Below are 18,925 nucleotides of genomic sequence, written 5' to 3' on the forward strand. Positions count from 1 at the left end.
GTCGGCGCAAAACCATTGTCTCCCAGACAATGTGCGCCCTCGCGGAGCAAAAGATTTTTACAAATTCTTTTTCTTATTTAAATGTTTTTCACTAGAATGTAAATTTGTCTGCGAAATATGCATCCAGCTCAGCAATCGGAATACGAACCTGCTCCATAGTGTCACGGTCGCGGACAGTAACTGCATGATCTTCTTCGGAATCAAAATCGTATGTTACACAGAATGGTGTACCGATCTCATCCTGACGACGATAACGTTTACCAATATTTCCTCTGTCATCAAACTCACAGTTGTATTTTTTGCAAAGCTGCTCAAATACTTTCTCTGCGCCCTCATTTAATTTTTTAGATAACGGAAGGACACCGATCTTAACCGGAGCCAGTGCCGGATGGAAATGAAGGACAGTTCTTACATCCGGTTTCTCCTCTGTTCCGATATTCTCCTCATCATATGCACCGCACAGGAATGCAAGTACCACACGGTCTGCACCCAGAGATGGCTCGATAACATATGGAATGTATTTTTTGTTTTTCTGGTCATCGAAATAGGTCAGGTCCTGTCCGGATGTATTCTGATGCTGTGTCAGATCGTAATCTGTACGGTCTGCGATACCCCAGAGTTCACCCCAGCCAAACGGGAATAAGAACTCGATATCACTGGTTGCTTTACTATAGAAAGATAACTCTTCCTGGTCATGATCACGGACACGCATCTCTTCTTCTTTCATGCCAAGAGATTTCAGCCAGTTGATACAGAAGTTTCTCCAGTACTCAAACCACTCCAGATCAGTATCCGGCTCGCAGAAGAACTCAAGCTCCATCTGCTCGAACTCTCTGGTACGGAAGGTAAAGTTACCCGGTGTGATCTCGTTACGGAAGGATTTACCGATCTGTCCGATACCAAATGGAATTTTCTTTCTGGATGTACGCTGTACATTTTTAAAGTTTACAAAAATACCCTGTGCGGTCTCCGGACGAAGATATACGGTATTTTTTGCATCCTCTGTGACACCCTGGAAAGTCTTGAACATCAGGTTGAACTGACGGATATCTGTGAAATTGTGTTTTCCACAGGTCGGGCACGGAACGTTATTGTCAGCGATAAATGCTTTCATCTCTTCCTGTGTCCAACCATCTACAGAGCCTTTTAATTCAATATTATTCTCTGCTGCAAAATCCTCAATGATCTTGTCTGCGCGGAAACGCTCATGGCACTCTTTGCAGTCCATCAGAGGATCAGAAAATCCGCCAAGATGTCCGGAAGCTACCCATGTCTGTGGATTCATCAGAATCGCACAGTCAACACCTACATTGTACGGGCTTTCCTGAATGAATTTCTGCCACCATGCTCTTTTTACATTATTTTTCAATTCCACACCAAGATTTCCATAATCCCATGTATTTGCAAGTCCACCGTAAATCTCAGATCCCGGATATACGAATCCTCTGGATTTTGCCAGTGCTACAATTTTTTCCATTGTCTTTTCCATGATATGTCCTCTTTCTTCCATTTATTTTTAGGTGCCAAACGTCTCTGCCATTTCGCAAACCCTAATTTATCAAGTTCCTGTACATCTGCAGATATCATTACCGATACAGTACATATACCAACACGGATTCATCTGTATCCTGCTGTTTCTGTGTGACATTCACCTGTTTTTCAGATGTCACTTCTGTGCCCTCTGTAGAAACATATGCTATTTTTCCCGGGACGATCAGATCAGAATTCTCTTTTACAATCAGAACTTTCAGATCATCATCCTCCAACAGTGAAGATCCTCTAACTGTCTTCTTATCCGCTTTGCCATCTGTCACCGGATAAAAATCCTGTTCAAAATCATAACCTGCCGACTGTGCTTCCACAATACTTCCGGAAAAACATTCAATACCTGAAAAATCCTGAAAGGTCTCTGCATTTTCATATTGAAGCGTAAGATATGCTTTTTTCTCCTCTACCTTTGACTCCGTCACAGACACCGACTTTTTCCCGTGTTCTGCCGTATAATCATCCACGGCATTCTGTATGTAGCTATTCAGTTCATCTTCCTTATAATAGGACTGATCAAAGGTTTCCACGGCAGCCTCCAGAATCTTGCCATTCCGCTGCAATGCGATCGTATTCTCCTGCACATCCAGTTTCGTTCCACACGCAGCCATCAGCATGCACATACCGATACAGCAGCTAAGCGCCACCATTCTTTTTCTCATATCTCATCCTCCAAATCCAGTCTGCCCGAAGTTTTTATCACAGACATACTGTTTCTGCAATATCTGCAAAATAATTCAGAAATTGACGTATGCTGTCTGCATTCACATCAATTTCTAAATTATAACGGTTTCCGTTTCTGATTGCAAGTATTCCTATGTTAAAAAAGCAACTGTCTTTAATTCTTTTTCTACATACTGGTTTATATAATACTGAATCAGCTTTCTCACCTGACCGAATACTTCCTCAGTTACTGTAAAAGTATACAATTTTTCGACAGGAGCCGTCACTATGTACTGCATCGTGTATAATGCCGCATCATCTAACGGATACTTTGCCGGTCCAGGCTGGCAGTCCCTGCACATAACACCATTGCTCTTCTCATCAAAACACCAGAGATTTTCCCTGCTCCCACAGGCAGTACATGCAAATACGTTTGGATATACTCCAAAATATACCAACGTCTTTAATTCATAAATCACACGCACCAGTTTCGGAGAAAGGGAAGGCACATTCAGTGCACGCAGTGTCTGGTAGACCAGTTTCAACTGATTCACACAGTCGCTGTTTTCCTGGCAGAAATAATCTGCCAGTTCCAGAAAATAACAGCCATAGTATGTCTTGTCCAGATCCGTCGCCAGTTCTCTGAAATAATTACTGATTTCTGCTTTTACTACCGTATAAGAACTGCGTCCCTCATATGCCTCGAAACTGCCAAAACAAAACAGGTTCGTTGCTGCCTGCAAAGAACTTTTCGGTCTTCTTGCTCCTCTGGCAAAAGCAGTAATTTTCCCCCGTTCCCGGGTTAAAATCGTGATTCTTTTATCGTATTCTCCCACTGGCATCGTATTCAGAATTATTCCTGTCAGAATGTACGTCTGCCCCATATATATTTCCACATCTTCCCTGGCTGTCTGTTTCATATTCCGCATATTTGCCAATACTGCTCTGGCAATACGTTAAATAATCTGTAACCCGTCCGGTTTTTTCAAAGCTCAGCCATTTTTTATCTTCCATTGCATACTCCTCCCAATCCTTCAGATATTGTTAGCGTATGCAATCACAGGTCAATTATTCATTAATATTATATCCAAAATTTTTCATCTGAACATCACTGTCACGCCAGCCCTTACGAACCTTGACCCAAAGACGCAAATTGACTTTGCATTCCAGCATTTTTTCAATTTCAAACCGGGCATTACTTCCGATTTTTTTCAGCATAGCTCCACCTTTTCCGATGATAATACCCTTATGTGAATCACGCTCACAGATAATCGTAGCCTCGATATCTGTCATTCCATTCTTTCTCTGCTTCATAGATTCAATGGTAACAGCAATTCCGTGTGGGATTTCTTCATCCAGTGCATGTAACGCCTTCTCACGAACAATCTCCGCCACAATCTGACGCTCCGGCTGATCTGTTACGGTATCCTCATCATAGAACATCGGTCCATATGGTAAATATTTAAAAATCATATCAATGATCGTATCCGTATTGTCTCCGTGTAGTGCAGATGCCGGAATAATCTCGGCAAAATCCAGGATTTTGCGATACGCATCAATAAACAGTAATACTTCTTCTTTTTTGACCGTATCTGTTTTATTAATAACCAGAATGACCGGCAAATTAGATTTGCGCAGTTGCTCTGCTATATGCTGTTCTCCTGCACCGATAAATGTACTTGGTTCTACCAGCCAGACAATAACATCCACATCCTGTAAAGTACGTTCCGCTACTGTAACCATATATTCACCCAGCTTATTTTTTGCCTTATGAATTCCAGGAGTATCCAGGAAAACAATCTGGCCACGGTCCGGATCTGTATACACAGTCTGGATTCGATTTCTTGTTGTCTGTGGTTTCTTGGATGTAATGGCAATCTTCTGACCGATCAGCTGATTCATCAAAGTAGATTTTCCCACATTCGGTCTGCCAATCAATGTTACAAATCCTGATTTAAAATTTGCATTCATACAATTTTCTCCTTCTCATATCGAATTCAGTTGCATACAGTACAAAGCCAAATCGCATGCAGCTGAATTCTGAACTGTCATCATTCGTTCTTTATAATGTCTTTAATACATCAAACAGGTCTGCTTCTTCCTGTAGCTTTCCTTCGTTTCCAATCGCACAGATATAACTATGATCCAGTACAGCCTGCATGGTTTCTGCCAGATTTCTGATATCCTGCGGACAGGTATGAAGTGCCTGTTCTCGTTCTTTCTGAATCATCTCATATGACACACCAGTCAGGTAGGAAAGCAGAGATCTTCTTCCCTGGCTCATCGGAGTCAGTGGTGCATCCAGTTCACTGAAAGCCCCAATCACAAAACGCGTCATCCCGCGCTCATCAAGTTCAAACTCTTTCAGATAATCTGTCACGCCGCGATATACCTCTAAAGTCCGTTCAAGATTCGGATCACGATACGACAGGAAGCAGACATCTCCATTTCTTCCTACGTTTGTGCTGCATCCATATGCACCACCTTTCACACGAATATTCTGCCACAGATACTCATAATTCATAATAACCTTGAACACACGCATAGCGCCGTGATAAGAGAAACCACTCTGCGCATAGTTACCTGCCAGAGAAACATACTGAATCTGGGAAGCATCCTTAAATCCTTCATTTTTCTGATCTGGCAGAGAAATCTCTATCGATTCTTTTTCCGTGTCAGCATACAGTCCGTCTGTAATCTGATCTGACATATTTCTCAATGCCGCATATCCTTCTCTTCCGCCAGTCACACTTACAAGCAGATTCTGTCTCTGGAAGAGCAAGCTGCAAACTTCCTGTAATTTTTCCATCAGCTTATTTTTTTCTGTCTCATAATTGGAAACAACCTGATCCAGAATTTCGTAAAATCCAATGCCCTGAATACTGTCTGCATATTTCGCACGTTTTGAATAATAGGATAACGCTCTTGTCGCGGAAATCACATGGCCACTTTCGCTGAGTTCATTACGAAGTCTTGATTTTGCCTGTGCAAGCACTTCATAAATACGTTTTTCATCTGTAAATTCCGTTGTAAGCATCATGCTCTTAATCAATTCCATGCCACGTGCAAGATTTGCCTCTAATACTTTCAGACGTACTTCGTATTTCACCTGATAGCGATCTGTATGAGCCACGTCTCCTGTTACATTCACCTCGTTGGAAACACCACCGGTATACAGATTTACTTCATCCGCAAAATCTGTATATGTGTAATCTGTTGTATTTAATTTTCCCATCAGTACTTTTAAAATTCCAAGATATGGAATCAGATCCTCGGAAATGTGGTGCGCATCAAATAACAAGTCGAGATATACAATACCATTTGTCTGATAATCATGCCACAGATAAGGAACCCCTGTAATGATCTCTTTTTCATTTTTATAAGGTTCACTGCTTGCTTTCAGATCTTCACGGGAAAGCAACGGGATTTTTTCGAGATCTTCTTTTGCAGAAGGCTCTTCCTCATATTTTTCCAGTGCATGTGTCTCTTCTACCAGCTGATCAATTTCTTCTTTACTTAAAGTTGCTTTATAAGCCTGTAATTTTTCTTTTAAAGCCTGCTCCCTTTTTCCGGTCAGTCCGACTTCCGGAACAATCTGGACATAAGAAACATGCGTATTATCCAGCAGATATTTCTGAATCAGCTGTTCAAAATAATCCGTATCCAGCTGTTTTCTCAGGTAGTCATACACACCCAGTTCCTCCATATGAAGGAACGGCGCATTTTCATCATACAGCCAGCTGTCCATCACCTGAAGGCCAAACATCAGTCCCTTCGGGAAGCGTCCGAAATCTGCTTCACGGAATTTAAACTCCGAACCATTGATCGCAGCCAGCAATGTCTTTTTATTGATACCGTTTTTCACCTGCTCCTGCAGCACATCACGAATTACCTGTTCAAAACGTTTCTGATCAGATGCATTGGCATGTTTTGCTACAATAGAAAAAATTGGCTGATAACTGCTGCTGTCATAGCCGCCATAAATATCAGTTCCAATTCCAGCATCCAGAAGCGCCTGTTTCACCGGTGCACCCTGTGTACTCAGCAATGCATAGTCCAGAATATCGAAGGCAATATAGAGTTCTCTGTCTAAATTCGTTCCAACAGCCCAGTTGCAGGACAGATAAGTATTATTTTCTGTACTGTCCGTGCTGGAAATAGAATATGGAATTTCATGTTCTTTCGGTGCATCAAAAGGTTTCTGCTCCGGTATCGAAGAATCAACCTCGATTTTATCATAATGGCTCAGATACTCCTGATCCAGCCAATTTAATTTTTCAACCACATCCATATCACCGTACAGATAGATGTATGAATTAGACGGATGATAGTACTGACGATGGAAATTCAAGTATTCTTCATATGTCAGCTCCGGAATCACCTGTGGATCACCACCGGATTCGTTGCTGTATGGTGTATCCGGAAACAGAGAGCGTAAAATTTCACGGTCTAATACCCCATCTGCAGAAGAAAACGCACCTTTCATCTCATTGTAAACCACACCATTTAATGTCAGTTCATCTTCCGGATTCTTTAATTCATAGTGCCAGCCTTCCTGACGGAAAATATTCTGTTCTCTGTAAATATTCGGTGAAAATACACTGTCCAGATAGACATCCATTAAATTTTGAAAATCTTTGTCATTGCAGCTTGCAACCGGATAGATTGTCTTATCCGGATAGGTCATTGCATTCAAAAATGTATTCAGAGAACCTTTCACTAATTCAATAAACGGATCCTTTACCGGAAATTTTTTACTTCCGCACAACACAGTATGTTCTATAATATGCGGGACTCCGGTACTGTCTTTCGGCGGAGTACGAAATGCAATATAAAACACTTTATTGGCATCTTCATTTGACATCACACAGATACGTGCACCGCTTTTTTTATGCACAAGCAACATACCATCTGAATGAATATCATCCAGTCGTTTCTCCTCCCTGATCTCGTACGCATTTAACTGACTTAATTCTGGTTTCAACTATAATTCCTCCAATTTCTTCTGCACCAAGCAGACACTCTTTTATTTTTCACAGATTCTGCCATAAAACATACTCCCTGCAGTTCTCTGATTTTTATAAAACTATATCTTCTCTTAGTTTTTCCAGTATCATCTATTCTTACACACTTTCGGACAAAAGTAAAGAGGCTGTCCAGTCAGACAGCCCCTTTGGGTCATTTGCATTATATCATGAACACATCCGTCCGCAGTGCACGTCCGAAAAATCACAGATTTTCCGGACTGACGGGCATTCGCCATTCGTCAATCATGCGAGCGCGTTGACTCGTTTGCACTCATTATATCATAAATTAACCAAGGCGTGTTACATTCGCAGCCTGTGGTCCTTTATCTCCTTCAATCACTTCGAATTCAACAGCTTCCCCATCTTTCAGCTCTTTGAATCCATCCATGTTCAGTGCAGAAAAATGAACGAAAATATCTTTTCCTTCTGCATCTGAAATAAATCCATAACCCTTTTTTGCATTAAACCATTTTACAGTTCCCTGTTGCATAAAATACTTCCTCCTAAAACATGCGCACATTCTGTGCAAAATTGACAAGCTAAACGTATCACAATTCAACTTTTTTGTCAAGAAAATGCAGAAATTTTGCAATTTTACTGCATCTTTTTGTCATGATTCACAGCATATCCTATCAGCAGGAACCTCTTTTTGCCCTGCGCTCTTCTTTTTTGCGCTCCAGATTGGACACAATGATACAGCAGCTTGCATCACCGGTAATATTGACTGTGGTACGTCCCATGTCAAAGATACGATCCACACCTGCAACCAGAGCGATTCCATCCACCGGAAGTCCTACAGAAGTCAGCACCATTGCAAGCATAACCATTCCAGATCCCGGCACACCGGCGGTACCAATGGATGCCAGTGTAGCAGTCAGGATAATGGTCATCATCTGTGGCAAAGTCAGATGTATACCATAGCAGGATGCGATAAAAATCGCACAGACTCCCTGATAAATCGCTGTTCCATCCATATTGATGGTTGCACCAAGTGGAAGTACAAAGGATGAAACCTCTTTTCTGGCACCGAGTTTTTCCACACACTCCATATTAATTGGAAGTGTTCCCACAGAAGATGCACTGGAAAACGCAAACATAATGGCTGGAAGCATTTCCTTGAAAAACCGGGTCGGGCTGATGCCGCCCATTGTCTTTACAGCAATGGAATATACAATCGTTGCATGCAGAACATAACAGATGTAAGCTGCCAGCAATACCATGGCCAGTGAACCAATGATTGCAGTTCCATTACTCGCCACTACCGGGCAGAGCAGACAAAATACACCGATCGGAGATAATTTCAGAATCATCTCCATACATTTCATAAATACTTCATTCAGGCTGTTACATGCCTTCACAATCCCGACATTTTTTTCTCCCAGTCCAATAATAGAAAAACCGAGTAATAATGCTATCACAATTACCTGCAGCATATTGGACTCTACCATCGGGCTGATGAAGTTTGACGGGAAAATATTTACAATGGTATCCATGACAGACATTTTTTCCGGCATTTCATAAGCCAGATCTGTCGTTGCGATCACCGGGAAAAAACGCTGGAAGACATTACCGCCAATCAGACCGATCGTAATGGCAAATGCTGTCGTACACATATAATATACAACCGTTTTCAGACCGATTGCTCCGACTTTTTTGATATCCCTCATAGATATGATTCCACACATAATGGAAAATAATACAATAGGAACTACAATAAATTTTAATAAATTGAGGAAAATCGTTCCAAATGGTTTAATATAATTTTCCGCAAATGTTGCATGACTCTGAATCAGCAGTCCTACCACGATTGCCAGGATCAATGCAATAAAAATCTGCATCGCCAGTGGCAGTTTTTTCTTTTGTTTATTCATATTTCATTTTTCCTTTCAGATACATAATATTGTTATTGATACTTTTTACCCGGAAAGTTTACCATTTGTTTCATGGATAACTGCCCGTGCCAGAAATACACTGCCATTAACAATATCATATCTCAAAGATTTTTTCCACAGGAATCTGCTTCCATTTTGCAATTTTGTGTCACATTTTATTCATTTTCCGTCTGTTTCTGTCACAGAAACACCTTTTTCATGATTTTTATGACTTCATTGACACCGAAACCTGCGGGAATGGAATCTCAATCTGATGGTCATCCAGAGCATATTTCACATTTTCCGTAATGCGCCATCTGGTCTCCCAGTAATCCTCGGTCTTTACCCAGACACGAATGCCGATGACCACAGCACTGTCTCCCAGACTGTCCACAAACACATGATATGGTTCCGCGCTGGTCATGCAGTTTTTCTCTTTCTCCAGCACATCGGAAATCACCTGTTTTGCCAGCCGGATATCCGCATCGTAGGAAATGCCAACTGTAATGTCAATCCTTCGTTTGTCCTGCTGTGTCAGGTTGGTCAGACTGGAATTTGATAAGCTGCCGTTTGGCAGGACAACCGTTTTATTATCTACGGTCAGCAGTTTCGTATAACAGAGCTGGATTTCTGAAACAGTTCCTTCGTTTCCGTGAGTATCTTCCCGGATGTAATCTCCCACTTTAAATGGTTTTAAAATCAGGATCAAAACTCCACCTGCAAAATTGGATAATGTTCCCTGCAACGCCAGGCCAACGGACAGACCGACAGAACCGATAACTGCAATGACCGAACTTGCAGTGATTCCAAACTTTCCAAGTACGATCATAATCAGGACAAAGTGCAGTCCTACATAGCAGATATTATCAAGGAACTGCTTTACACCTTCATCCCAGTTTGTTTTGTTCAGAAATTTTCGGACAAATTTTCGAACCAGCTGTATAATTTTGCGTCCAACCAGCAGTACGATAATCGCAATAATCAGTTTTACAAGAAAATCTAACACAGTTGGAAATGAATCTTCAAAATATTTGACAATTGTATTCCAGGACCAGAAATTCACATTATCCGATACAACATCAGTCACTTCATCTGCCAGATTTTGTGTTAATAAAAACTTCAGCATTCTATAACTCCATTCTTGTGTTCTGTATACGTTGAGTCTCCATTTGTATTTTGAACCCAACGCACACAGAATTATTTTTTATCTCCCACCGGCAAACTATGTTTCATCTGTTTTTGAAAGATAGCTTACCTTTTCTTTTTACTCATTGAGCAAATGAATAAAGAGTCCACTTCTCAGTTTTGGTTCAAACCAGGTGGATTTTGGCGGCATCAGAAGACCTGCATCCGCAACAGAAAAAAGTTCTCCGATGGAAGTCGGATACATGGCAAAAGCCACCTTTGCATCTTCACGACAACGTTTTTCCAATTCTTTTGTTCCCCTGATACCACCCACAAAATCAATGCGTGGATCTGTCTTTGGATCTGTAATTCCGAGAACCGGCTGCAACAGTAAATCCTGAAGAAGAGAAACATCCAGTCCTTTCACCGGATCCGAATTCAAATCTTCCGGACGAATCTTACAGGTATACCACTGTCCTTTCAGATACATGGAAAAGGTACCTTTCTCCTGTGGATGTTTATCTGTCTCATTCAACTCAGATACATCAAACAGTTCCTGCATTTTTACTAAAAATTCTTCTTCAGTCATTCCATTTAAATCTTTGACTATGCGATTATAATCCAGAATTTTCAATTCACTTTCCGGGAACAGCACAGATAAGAAAAAGTTGAATTCTTCTTTTCCATTGTATCCCGGGTGTTCTCTTCTCCGTTTCTCACCGACTTTCACAGCAGAAGCCGCACGATGATGACCGTCTGCAATATAAATCTGATTAATTCCTGCAAAAGCTTTCTGAATCTCACTGATATCTATAGTTTTAGCAATTACCCATACACGATGGCGAACTCCATCCGGTGATGTAAAATCATATTCCGGATCCTGTTTCTTTACCTTTGCAACAATTGCCGTAATCTGGTCATCGTCACGATAAGCCAGAAAAATCGGTCCTGTCTGCGCATCACAGATATCTACGTGACAAATACGATCCTGTTCTTTTTCCGCACGTGTATTTTCATGTTTTTTAATTACATTATTTTCATAATCATCAATTGACGCACAGGCTGTGATACCCGTCTGCGTCCGACCATTCATGGTCAGTTCGTAGATATAATAGCATGGTTTATCGTCACGAATGAAATCACCTTTTTCTATCATATTCCACAATGTGTCATGCGCTCTCTGATATACTTCTGGTGCATAAGTATCCACGGAATCGTCAAATTGTGTCTCTGCACGGTCAATTTTCAAGAATGATTCCGGTTCCCTCAGTACTTCTTCTTTTGCTTCTTTTCGATTATATACATCGTATGGTAACGCAGCAATCTTTGCTGCTTTCTCTTTGCATGGGCGCACACATGCAAATGGTCTGATTTCTGCCATCTTACTTTCTCCTTTTTGTCAACATGAAAATCTGCCAATTATTTTTGTTATAAAAAGTCCCATATATTATCTGCTTATCAGCATATAAGAAAGATTCTCACATGTTTTTCAAAATATTTGTATAGTAAAAAGGCGTGGAAACAAAGCTGTACTCTCTGTTCCCACGCCGACTTTCATGATCTTATTTGATCACTCTAACTTTTAATACACCGTCAATTGCAGCCAGTTTTTCTACAACTTCTGCTGAGATCGGTGCATCCAGATCCAGAAGTGAATAAGCATAGTCATTGCGGCTCTTATTGGTCATATCGGCAATATTGGCACCTGCCTCACCAAGTACAGATGAATACTGTCCGATCATATTTTTGATGTTTTTGTGCAAAATTGCAATTCTTGCAGCAGCTGTGCACACACCCATGTTACAATCCGGATAATTTACAGAATGTGCAATATTTCCGTTCTCAATATAATCAATCACTTCACGTACTGCCATAACTGCACAGTTATCCTCAGATTCTGCAGTAGACGCTCCAAGATGTGGAATTACGATACAGTTTTCCACACCAGCAGTGGTCGGATTCGGAAAATCTACGACATATTTGCGTACTTTTCCTGCCTTTAATGCTTTCACCATAGCAGGCTCATCTACAAGTGTATCTCTTGCAAAATTCAGAACGATTACGTTCTCTTTCATCATTGCGATGGCTTCTTTGCTGATCATTCCTTTTGTAGAATCCAGGAGAGGTACATGAATTGTGATAAAATCACACTCTTTATAAATGTCCTCAACAGACATCACATGTTTTACTTTTGTAGAAACATTCCATGCTGCATTGACGGACAGATACGGATCGTAACCAAGCACATCCATGCCCAGTGCTACCGCCGCATTGGCAACCTGCACACCGATGGCTCCAAGTCCGATGACACCAAGTTTTTTTCCTTTGATTTCAGTTCCTGCAAATGCTTTTTTTGCTTTCTCGGCAGCTTTTGCAATTCCTGCATCTTCTTTATTCGCTTTTACCCAGTCGATACCACCCGTAATATCACGGCTTGCCAGAAGCATTCCTGCGATTACAAGCTCTTTTACACCATTGGCATTGGCACCCGGTGTATTGAATACAACGATTCCCTGATCTGCGCATTTCTCCAGCGGAATATTGTTAACGCCTGCACCTGCACGGGCTACTGCCAGCAGTGATTCTGGAAGATCCATATCATGCATTGCCGCACTACGCACTAATGCAACCTCCGCCTGATTAAAATCCTCTGTTTTCTCATAGGTATCCGGGAATAATTCCAGACCGCACGCTGCGATCGGATTTAAACAATGAAACTGAACCATTTTTGTTTCCTCTTTTCTTCAACTCAATTTTTCTGACCGGGACATCTCACCTTCTCAGTCAGTTTTGCCTTTCGGCACACACTTTTTACATTTTAAAAATAATCAATCGTAACGATTGTCATTCTCATATCGCAATAAAACTCAAATATGATTCACAAATTTACTTTGTGTTCTCAGCCTCGAATTTCTTCATGAACTCAACCAATGCGATAACGCCCTCTTTTGGCATTGCATTGTAGATAGAAGCACGCATACCGCCAACGGTTCTGTGTCCTTTTAAGTTCTCCAGACCTGCTGCTTTTGCTTCTGCAACGAATTTTGCATCCAGATCTTTGTCACCTGTTACAAACGGAACGTTCATCAGGGAACGATCTTCTTTGCGGACAGTACCTTTGAACAGTTTGCTGTTGTCAAGGAAATCATACAGGATTGCTGCTTTCTCCTCGTTACGTTTCTTCATTGCTTCCAGACCGCCAAGGCTCTTGATCCATTTGAATACTTTACCGCAAATGTAAATGCCGTAGCATGGCGGTGTATTGTACATGGAACCTTTGTCAGCCTGTGTTTTGTATTTCATCAGAGTCGGTACATAATCCGGCAGATCATCGCGTATCAGATCCTCACGAATGATTACGATCTGTACGCCGGCAGGTCCGATATTTTTCTGAACGCCGCCCCAGATCACACCGTATTTTTCTACGTCCATCGGCTCGGACAGGAAGCAGGAAGATACATCTGCTACCAGAGTTTTTCCTTTGGTGTTCGGCAGTTCATGATATACAGTTCCGTAAATGGTGTTGTTCTGGCAAATGTATACATAATCTGCATCATCATCGATTGGAAGATCAGAACAATCCGGAATATAAGTAAATGTCTCATCTTCAGAAGAAGCGATTTTTACTGCTTTTCCGTATTTTTTTCCTTCCTCATATGCTTTCTTTGCCCACTGACCTGTTACGATATAATCAGCCACACCATTTTTCATCAGGTTCATTGGAACTGCGGAGAACTGTAATGCCCCACCACCCTGTAAAAATAATACTTTGTAGTTATCCGGGATATGTAATAAATCCCTTAAATCTGCTTCAGCCTCATCAATGATTTCCTGAAACATGGAGGAGCGATGACTCATCTCCATAACGGACATACCGCATCCACGGTAATCAAGCATCTCCTCCTGTGCCTCTTTCAGCACTTCTACCGGTAATACTGCCGGTCCAGCCGAGAAATTATAAACTCTGCTCATTTTGAAACCTCCTGGATTTTTCCTGTCTTGCAGGATTTTTTATTATGAACACCTTCCAGGCGGCAAAGAGATTACTCTCCCTGTACAGTGCCACCCGGATGCGTCATTTATCTGTTCTTCAGATCAGATTCATCAAATGCTTCGCTGATCGGTGCACCCGGTGCAACCATCGGCCAAACATTATCATCACTGTCAATGACACAGTCAATCAGTACCGGAGTTTTCATCTCCAACGCTTTTGCCAGTTCTTCGGCAAACTCTTCCTGTGTTGCTGCACGCATGCCTGTGGCTCCCATAGCCTCAGCAAGTTTTACGAAATCCACACCATCATTTAAAATCGTGTTGGAATAACGTTTCTCATAAAATAATCCCTGCCACTGATGTACCATACCAAGTACTTCATTGTTGATGACAATCTGGATCAGTGGAAGCTGCTGACGGACTGCTGTGGCAATCTCGTTCATATTCATGCGGAAACATCCGTCACCTGCAATGTTGATAACCTGTTTCTCCGGATTTGCTATCTGTGCGCCGATAGCTGCACCAAGACCATATCCCATGGTGCCAAGACCACCGGAGGTCAGTAATGTACGCGGTTTGGCAAATTTATAATACTGTGCCGCCCACATCTGATGCTGTCCTACCTCTGTAACGATAATTGCTTCACCCTTTGTCTGACGGTAAATCTCTTCCATGACAAATGGTCCGGACAATCCTTTTTCTTTATAAGTTAACGGATATTTATCCTTAAATTCTTGAATTTGCTGCATCCACTCTGTGTGCTCCTGCTGCTCTAACAGGTGGTTCACACGTTTCAGGATTTCCTTGATATCTCCGATCACGCTGGCATCCGTCTGGATGTTTTTGTTGATCTCAGCCGGATCTACATCAAACTGCAGAATCTTTGCGTTGCTTGCAAAGCGTTTTGCGTCACCGATAACACGGTCGCTGAAGCGAACGCCAACTGCAATCAGCAGATCACATTCGCTTACACCGTAATTGGAAGCTTTGGTACCATGCATACCAAGCATTCCGCTGTATCGATCATTGGTTCCGTCAAATGCACCTTTTCCCATCAGGGAATCACATACCGGCGCATCTACCAGATTTGCAAATTTTGCAAGTTCTTCGCTGGCTCCGGAAATGACTGCACCGCCACCTACAAAAATATACGGCTTTTTCGCTTCACGGATCATGGCTGCTGCCTGCTCCAGATCTGCTTCTGTCATTTTGTCGATCTTACGTGCTACCGGCGGAATCTGCTGAAATTCAAATTCCGTTGTAGCTGCGGTAACATCTTTTGGAATATCTACCAGCACAGGTCCCGGACGCCCGGTCTGGGCGATCCGGAAAGCACGGCGGATCACATCAGCCAGTTTATTGACATCTTTTACAATAAAATTATGCTTTGTGATCGGTGTCGTGATACCTGCGATATCAATCTCCTGAAAGCTGTCTTTTCCAAGCAACGGCACACCTACGTTACAGGTAATAGCCACTACTGGAACAGAATCCATGTATGCGGTTGCGATACCGGTTACCAGGTTGGTTGCACCCGGTCCGGAAGTAGCCAGACACACACCGACTTTTCCGGTGGAGCGGGCATATCCATCCGCTGCATGGGAAGCTCCCTGTTCATGGGACGTAAGCACATGGTGAATTTCATCGCTATGTTTATACAGTTCATCGTAAACGTTCAAAATCGCTCCGCCCGGATAACCAAATACAGTATCCACGCCCTGCTCCTTCAAACATTCGATAACAATCTGTGATCCTGTCAACTGCATATGCTTTTGTTCCTCTTTTCTATCTCATCTTATTAGTTTGTTTTCAGAATAGCACCTGTGTTTCCAGATGTAACCATGGAAGCGTAACGAGCCAGATATCCTGTTGTGATCTTCGGCTCACGCGGCTGCCATTTTGCTTTTCTTGCTGCCATCTCTTCATCAGAGATATCTACATTCAGAGTATTCTCCGGAATGTTGATCTTGATGATATCGCCTTCCTCTACGAATGCGATCGGGCCGCCAACTGCTGCTTCCGGTGATACGTGTCCGATAGAAGCGCCTCTGGAAGCTCCGGAGAAACGTCCGTCTGTGATCAGAGCTACAGAAGAACCAAGTCCCATACCTGCGATGGCAGATGTCGGGTTCAGCATCTCACGCATACCCGGGCCGCCTTTCGGTCCCTCGTAACGGATAACAACAACGTCACCCTCAACGATCTTACCGCCTTTGATAGCTGCGATTGCATCTTCCTCACAGTCAAATACTCTTGCCGGTCCTTCATGTACCATCATTTCCGGTACAACTGCGGAACGTTTTACAACTGCGGAATCCGGTGCAAGGTTACCTTTCAGTACGGCGATTCCGCCTGTCTTGCTGTACGGATTCTCAACCGGACGGATAACTTCCGGATTTTTATTTACAACCCCCTGAATATTCTCAGCGATTGTTTTTCCTGTAACTGTCATGCAGCTTGTATCCAGCAAACCGATTTTATTTAACTCAGTCATAACTGCTGATACACCGCCTGCTTCGTTTAAGTCTTCCATATAAGTCGGACCTGCCGGTGCAAGGTGGCAAAGGTTTGGTGTCTTCTCACTTAATGCGTTTGCGATATCAAGGTCGATATCCACACCAGCCTCATGTGCGATAGCCGGAAGGTGAAGCATGGAGTTTGTGGAACATCCAAGTGCCATATCCATAGTTAAAGCGTTCATGAATGCTGCTTTTGTCATGATATCACGCGGACGGATATCTTTCTTTAACAGTTCCATAACTGCCATACCTGCATGTTTTGCAAGTTTGATTCTCTCAGAATATACAGCCGGGATTGTTCCGTTTCCAGGAAGTCCCATACCAATTGCCTCTGTCAGACAGTTCATGGAGTTTGCTGTATACATACCGGAACAGGATCCACAGGTCGGGCATACTTTTTCTTCGTACTCTCTAACCTCTTCCTCTGTCATAGTACCTGCTGCGTAGGAACCAACTGCTTCAAACATGGAAGAAAGACTTCTCTTTTTGCCATGAATGTGACCAGCCAGCATCGGGCCACCGCTTACGAATACAGTCGGGATATTCAGTCTTGCTGCTGCCATCAGAAGTCCCGGTACGTTTTTGTCACAGTTCGGAACCATAACCAGTGCGTCGAACTGATGTGCCATTGCCATACACTCTGTGGAATCTGCGATCAGATCACGGGTAACCAGAGAGTATTTCATTCCTGTATGTCCCATTGCAATACCATCACAAACTGCGATTGCCGGGAACACGATCGGTGTTCCACCTGCCATTGCAACGCCCATTTTTACAGCATCTACGATTTTATCCAGGTTCATATGACCCGGTACGATCTCATTATAAGAACTTACGATACCTACTAACGGTCTGTCTAATTCTTCCTTGGTGTAACCAAGTGCATTAAATAAAGATCTGTGAGGTGCCTGCTGCATCCCTTTTGTAACATTGTCACTTCTCATTTTTTTACATACTCCTTTTTTATATTCTCTCGCAGATCAGATCGCCCATACGACTGGTTCCAACCTGTTCTACGGCAGATTTCTTATCTTCTTCCTGCGGCATGATATCGATGGTACGATATCCGTCTTTTAACACCTGTTTTACCGCATTTTCCACTGCGTCTGCTTCTTTGTCCAGATCAAAGGAATAACGAAGCATCATTGCTGCGGATAAAATAGTAGCAATCGGGTTTGCAATGCCCTGTCCTGCGATATCCGGTGCAGATCCGCCACTCGGCTCATACAGACCGAATTTTGTATCATTCAGGCTTGCGCTGGAAAGCATACCGATGGAACCGGTTACCATACTTGCCTCATCGGAAAGAATGTCACCGAACATGTTCTCTGTTAAGATAACGTCAAACTGTTTCGGATCTTTTACCAGCTGCATTGCACAGTTGTCTACTAACATATGTTCATAAGTAACTTCCGGATAATGCTTAGCTACTTCCTCTACGATTTTTCTCCAGAGTCTGGAAGAATCCAGTACGTTTGCCTTGTCAACGCTTGTTACTTTTCTGCGGCGTTTCATGGCAATATCAAAACCTTTGATGGCGATTCTGCGAATCTCATTCTCGGTATATGTAAGGGTATCTACCGCTGTCACAACACCGTCTACCTCGCTGGTCTTGCGGGCTCCAAAGTAAAGTCCTCCGGTCAGCTCACGCATGATCATCATATCGAAGCCTGTGCCGATGATGTCATCACGTAACGGGCATGCCTCTTTTAATTCCTCATAAAGATAAGCCGGTCTTAAGTTTGCAAATAGGTTCAGAGACTTACGTAATTTCAGTAATCCGGCTTCCGGACGTTTCTCCGGTGGAAGTTTATACCATGGGGAAGTACTTGTATTTCCGCCAATGGATCCCATTAAAACTGCATCAGAGTGCAGTGCCTGTTCAATGGCATGATCTGTCAGCGGCTCTCCGGTCGCATCAATGGAGCATCCTCCCATTAAAATATCTTCGTACTCAAATTCATGTCCGAATTTGTCAGCCACACAGTTTAAAACTTTCTGTGCCTCGGCTACAATCTCAGGACCAATGCCGTCTCCGGCAATGACTCCAACCTGATATTTCATTCTCTTTCTCCTCTCAAAAACAAATTTTCTGATATGATGCCTGAAAATTTATGTTTTTCGACGTCACTCACATTCAAGAATGCTCCGGCATTCTTGTTGCGAGGTGCGCGTCATGCAA

At 42.6% G+C, this 18,925-nt stretch carries 15 protein-coding genes; all 15 read right to left on the reverse strand.

What is annotated here, in order from left to right; all coding sequences use genetic code 11:
• Positions 1-91 precede the first annotated feature (91 nt).
• Positions 92-1,489, reverse strand: coding sequence for a glycine--tRNA ligase (locus LG34_RS08135; protein WP_109215637.1), 1,398 nt, complete (start codon positions 1,487-1,489; stop codon positions 92-94).
• A gap of 97 nt (positions 1,490-1,586) precedes the next feature.
• The gene (locus tag LG34_RS08140) at positions 1,587-2,207 is read right to left on the reverse strand and encodes a hypothetical protein (RefSeq protein ID WP_109215638.1); all 621 of its coding nucleotides are present in this window, start codon (positions 2,205-2,207) and stop codon (positions 1,587-1,589) included.
• A gap of 153 nt (positions 2,208-2,360) precedes the next feature.
• Entirely contained in the window at positions 2,361-3,092 is a 732-nt protein-coding gene (gene recO, locus LG34_RS08145; protein ID WP_109215649.1) for a DNA repair protein RecO, read from the reverse strand.
• Positions 3,028-3,222, reverse strand: coding sequence for a hypothetical protein (locus LG34_RS16715; RefSeq protein ID WP_181369329.1), 195 nt, complete (start codon positions 3,220-3,222; stop codon positions 3,028-3,030). The genes recO and LG34_RS16715 overlap by 65 nt, the downstream gene beginning before the upstream one ends.
• A 54-nt stretch (positions 3,223-3,276) precedes the next feature.
• On the reverse strand, positions 3,277-4,179 hold the full coding sequence (gene era / locus LG34_RS08150; protein ID WP_109215639.1) for a GTPase Era: 903 nt from the start codon (positions 4,177-4,179) through the stop codon (positions 3,277-3,279).
• A 91-nt stretch (positions 4,180-4,270) separates the two neighbouring features.
• Positions 4,271-7,192 carry an insulinase family protein gene (locus LG34_RS08155; protein ID WP_242979834.1) on the reverse strand — a complete coding sequence of 974 codons (2,922 nt, stop codon included), beginning with the start codon at positions 7,190-7,192 and terminating at the stop codon, positions 4,271-4,273.
• A 329-nt stretch (positions 7,193-7,521) separates the two neighbouring features.
• Positions 7,522-7,725 carry a cold shock domain-containing protein gene (locus LG34_RS08160; RefSeq protein WP_109215640.1) on the reverse strand — a complete coding sequence of 68 codons (204 nt, stop codon included), beginning with the start codon at positions 7,723-7,725 and terminating at the stop codon, positions 7,522-7,524.
• Between the two features lie 142 nt (positions 7,726-7,867).
• A complete protein-coding gene (locus LG34_RS08165) occupies positions 7,868-9,106 on the reverse strand; it encodes a dicarboxylate/amino acid:cation symporter (RefSeq protein ID WP_109215641.1) in 1,239 nt (412 codons plus the stop codon).
• A 226-nt stretch (positions 9,107-9,332) separates the two neighbouring features.
• Complete coding sequence (locus LG34_RS08170; protein ID WP_109215642.1) at positions 9,333-10,232, reverse strand: mechanosensitive ion channel family protein; 900 nt, start codon at positions 10,230-10,232, stop codon at positions 9,333-9,335.
• Positions 10,233-10,370: 138 nt separating this feature from the next.
• On the reverse strand, positions 10,371-11,612 hold the full coding sequence (locus LG34_RS08175; protein WP_109215643.1) for a DUF1015 domain-containing protein: 1,242 nt from the start codon (positions 11,610-11,612) through the stop codon (positions 10,371-10,373).
• A gap of 181 nt (positions 11,613-11,793) precedes the next feature.
• On the reverse strand, positions 11,794-12,957 hold the full coding sequence (locus LG34_RS08180) for a phosphoglycerate dehydrogenase (RefSeq protein WP_109215644.1): 1,164 nt from the start codon (positions 12,955-12,957) through the stop codon (positions 11,794-11,796).
• Positions 12,958-13,117: 160 nt separating this feature from the next.
• Positions 13,118-14,203 (reverse strand): 3-phosphoserine/phosphohydroxythreonine transaminase, encoded by a 1,086-nt coding sequence (gene serC, locus LG34_RS08185; RefSeq protein ID WP_109215645.1) that lies wholly within the window; start codon positions 14,201-14,203, stop codon positions 13,118-13,120.
• Positions 14,204-14,310: 107 nt separating this feature from the next.
• Positions 14,311-15,990 (reverse strand): biosynthetic-type acetolactate synthase large subunit, encoded by a 1,680-nt coding sequence (ilvB, locus tag LG34_RS08190; protein ID WP_109215646.1) that lies wholly within the window; start codon positions 15,988-15,990, stop codon positions 14,311-14,313.
• 32 nt (positions 15,991-16,022) lie between these two features.
• Complete coding sequence (ilvD, locus tag LG34_RS08195; protein ID WP_109215647.1) at positions 16,023-17,687, reverse strand: dihydroxy-acid dehydratase; 1,665 nt, start codon at positions 17,685-17,687, stop codon at positions 16,023-16,025.
• Positions 17,688-17,706: 19 nt separating this feature from the next.
• Positions 17,707-18,807 (reverse strand): 3-isopropylmalate dehydrogenase, encoded by a 1,101-nt coding sequence (leuB, locus tag LG34_RS08200; RefSeq protein WP_109215648.1) that lies wholly within the window; start codon positions 18,805-18,807, stop codon positions 17,707-17,709.
• Between the last annotated feature and the right edge of the window lie 118 nt (positions 18,808-18,925).

It is taken from the genome of Eubacterium ramulus (genome assembly GCF_003122485.1).
GTDB lineage: Bacteria > Bacillota > Clostridia > Lachnospirales > Lachnospiraceae > Eubacterium_I > Eubacterium_I ramulus_A.

Coding starts and splice junctions, on each gene's coding strand:
- LG34_RS08135 (WP_109215637.1), bottom strand. CDS start 1,489: ATGGAAAAGACAATGGAAAAAATTGTAGCACTGGCAAAATCCAGAGGA.
- LG34_RS08140 (WP_109215638.1), bottom strand. CDS start 2,207: ATGAGAAAAAGAATGGTGGCGCTTAGCTGCTGTATCGGTATGTGCATG.
- recO (WP_109215649.1), bottom strand. CDS start 3,092: ATGGGGCAGACGTACATTCTGACAGGAATAATTCTGAATACGATGCCA.
- LG34_RS16715 (WP_181369329.1), bottom strand. CDS start 3,222: ATGGAAGATAAAAAATGGCTGAGCTTTGAAAAAACCGGACGGGTTACA.
- era (WP_109215639.1), bottom strand. CDS start 4,179: ATGAATGCAAATTTTAAATCAGGATTTGTAACATTGATTGGCAGACCG.
- LG34_RS08160 (WP_109215640.1), bottom strand. CDS start 7,725: ATGCAACAGGGAACTGTAAAATGGTTTAATGCAAAAAAGGGTTATGGA.
- LG34_RS08165 (WP_109215641.1), bottom strand. CDS start 9,106: ATGAATAAACAAAAGAAAAAACTGCCACTGGCGATGCAGATTTTTATT.
- LG34_RS08170 (WP_109215642.1), bottom strand. CDS start 10,232: ATGCTGAAGTTTTTATTAACACAAAATCTGGCAGATGAAGTGACTGAT.
- LG34_RS08175 (WP_109215643.1), bottom strand. CDS start 11,612: ATGGCAGAAATCAGACCATTTGCATGTGTGCGCCCATGCAAAGAGAAA.
- LG34_RS08180 (WP_109215644.1), bottom strand. CDS start 12,957: ATGGTTCAGTTTCATTGTTTAAATCCGATCGCAGCGTGCGGTCTGGAA.
- serC (WP_109215645.1), bottom strand. CDS start 14,203: ATGAGCAGAGTTTATAATTTCTCGGCTGGACCGGCAGTATTACCGGTA.
- ilvB (WP_109215646.1), bottom strand. CDS start 15,990: ATGCAGTTGACAGGATCACAGATTGTTATCGAATGTTTGAAGGAGCAG.
- ilvD (WP_109215647.1), bottom strand. CDS start 17,687: ATGAGAAGTGACAATGTTACAAAAGGGATGCAGCAGGCACCTCACAGA.
- leuB (WP_109215648.1), bottom strand. CDS start 18,807: ATGAAATATCAGGTTGGAGTCATTGCCGGAGACGGCATTGGTCCTGAG.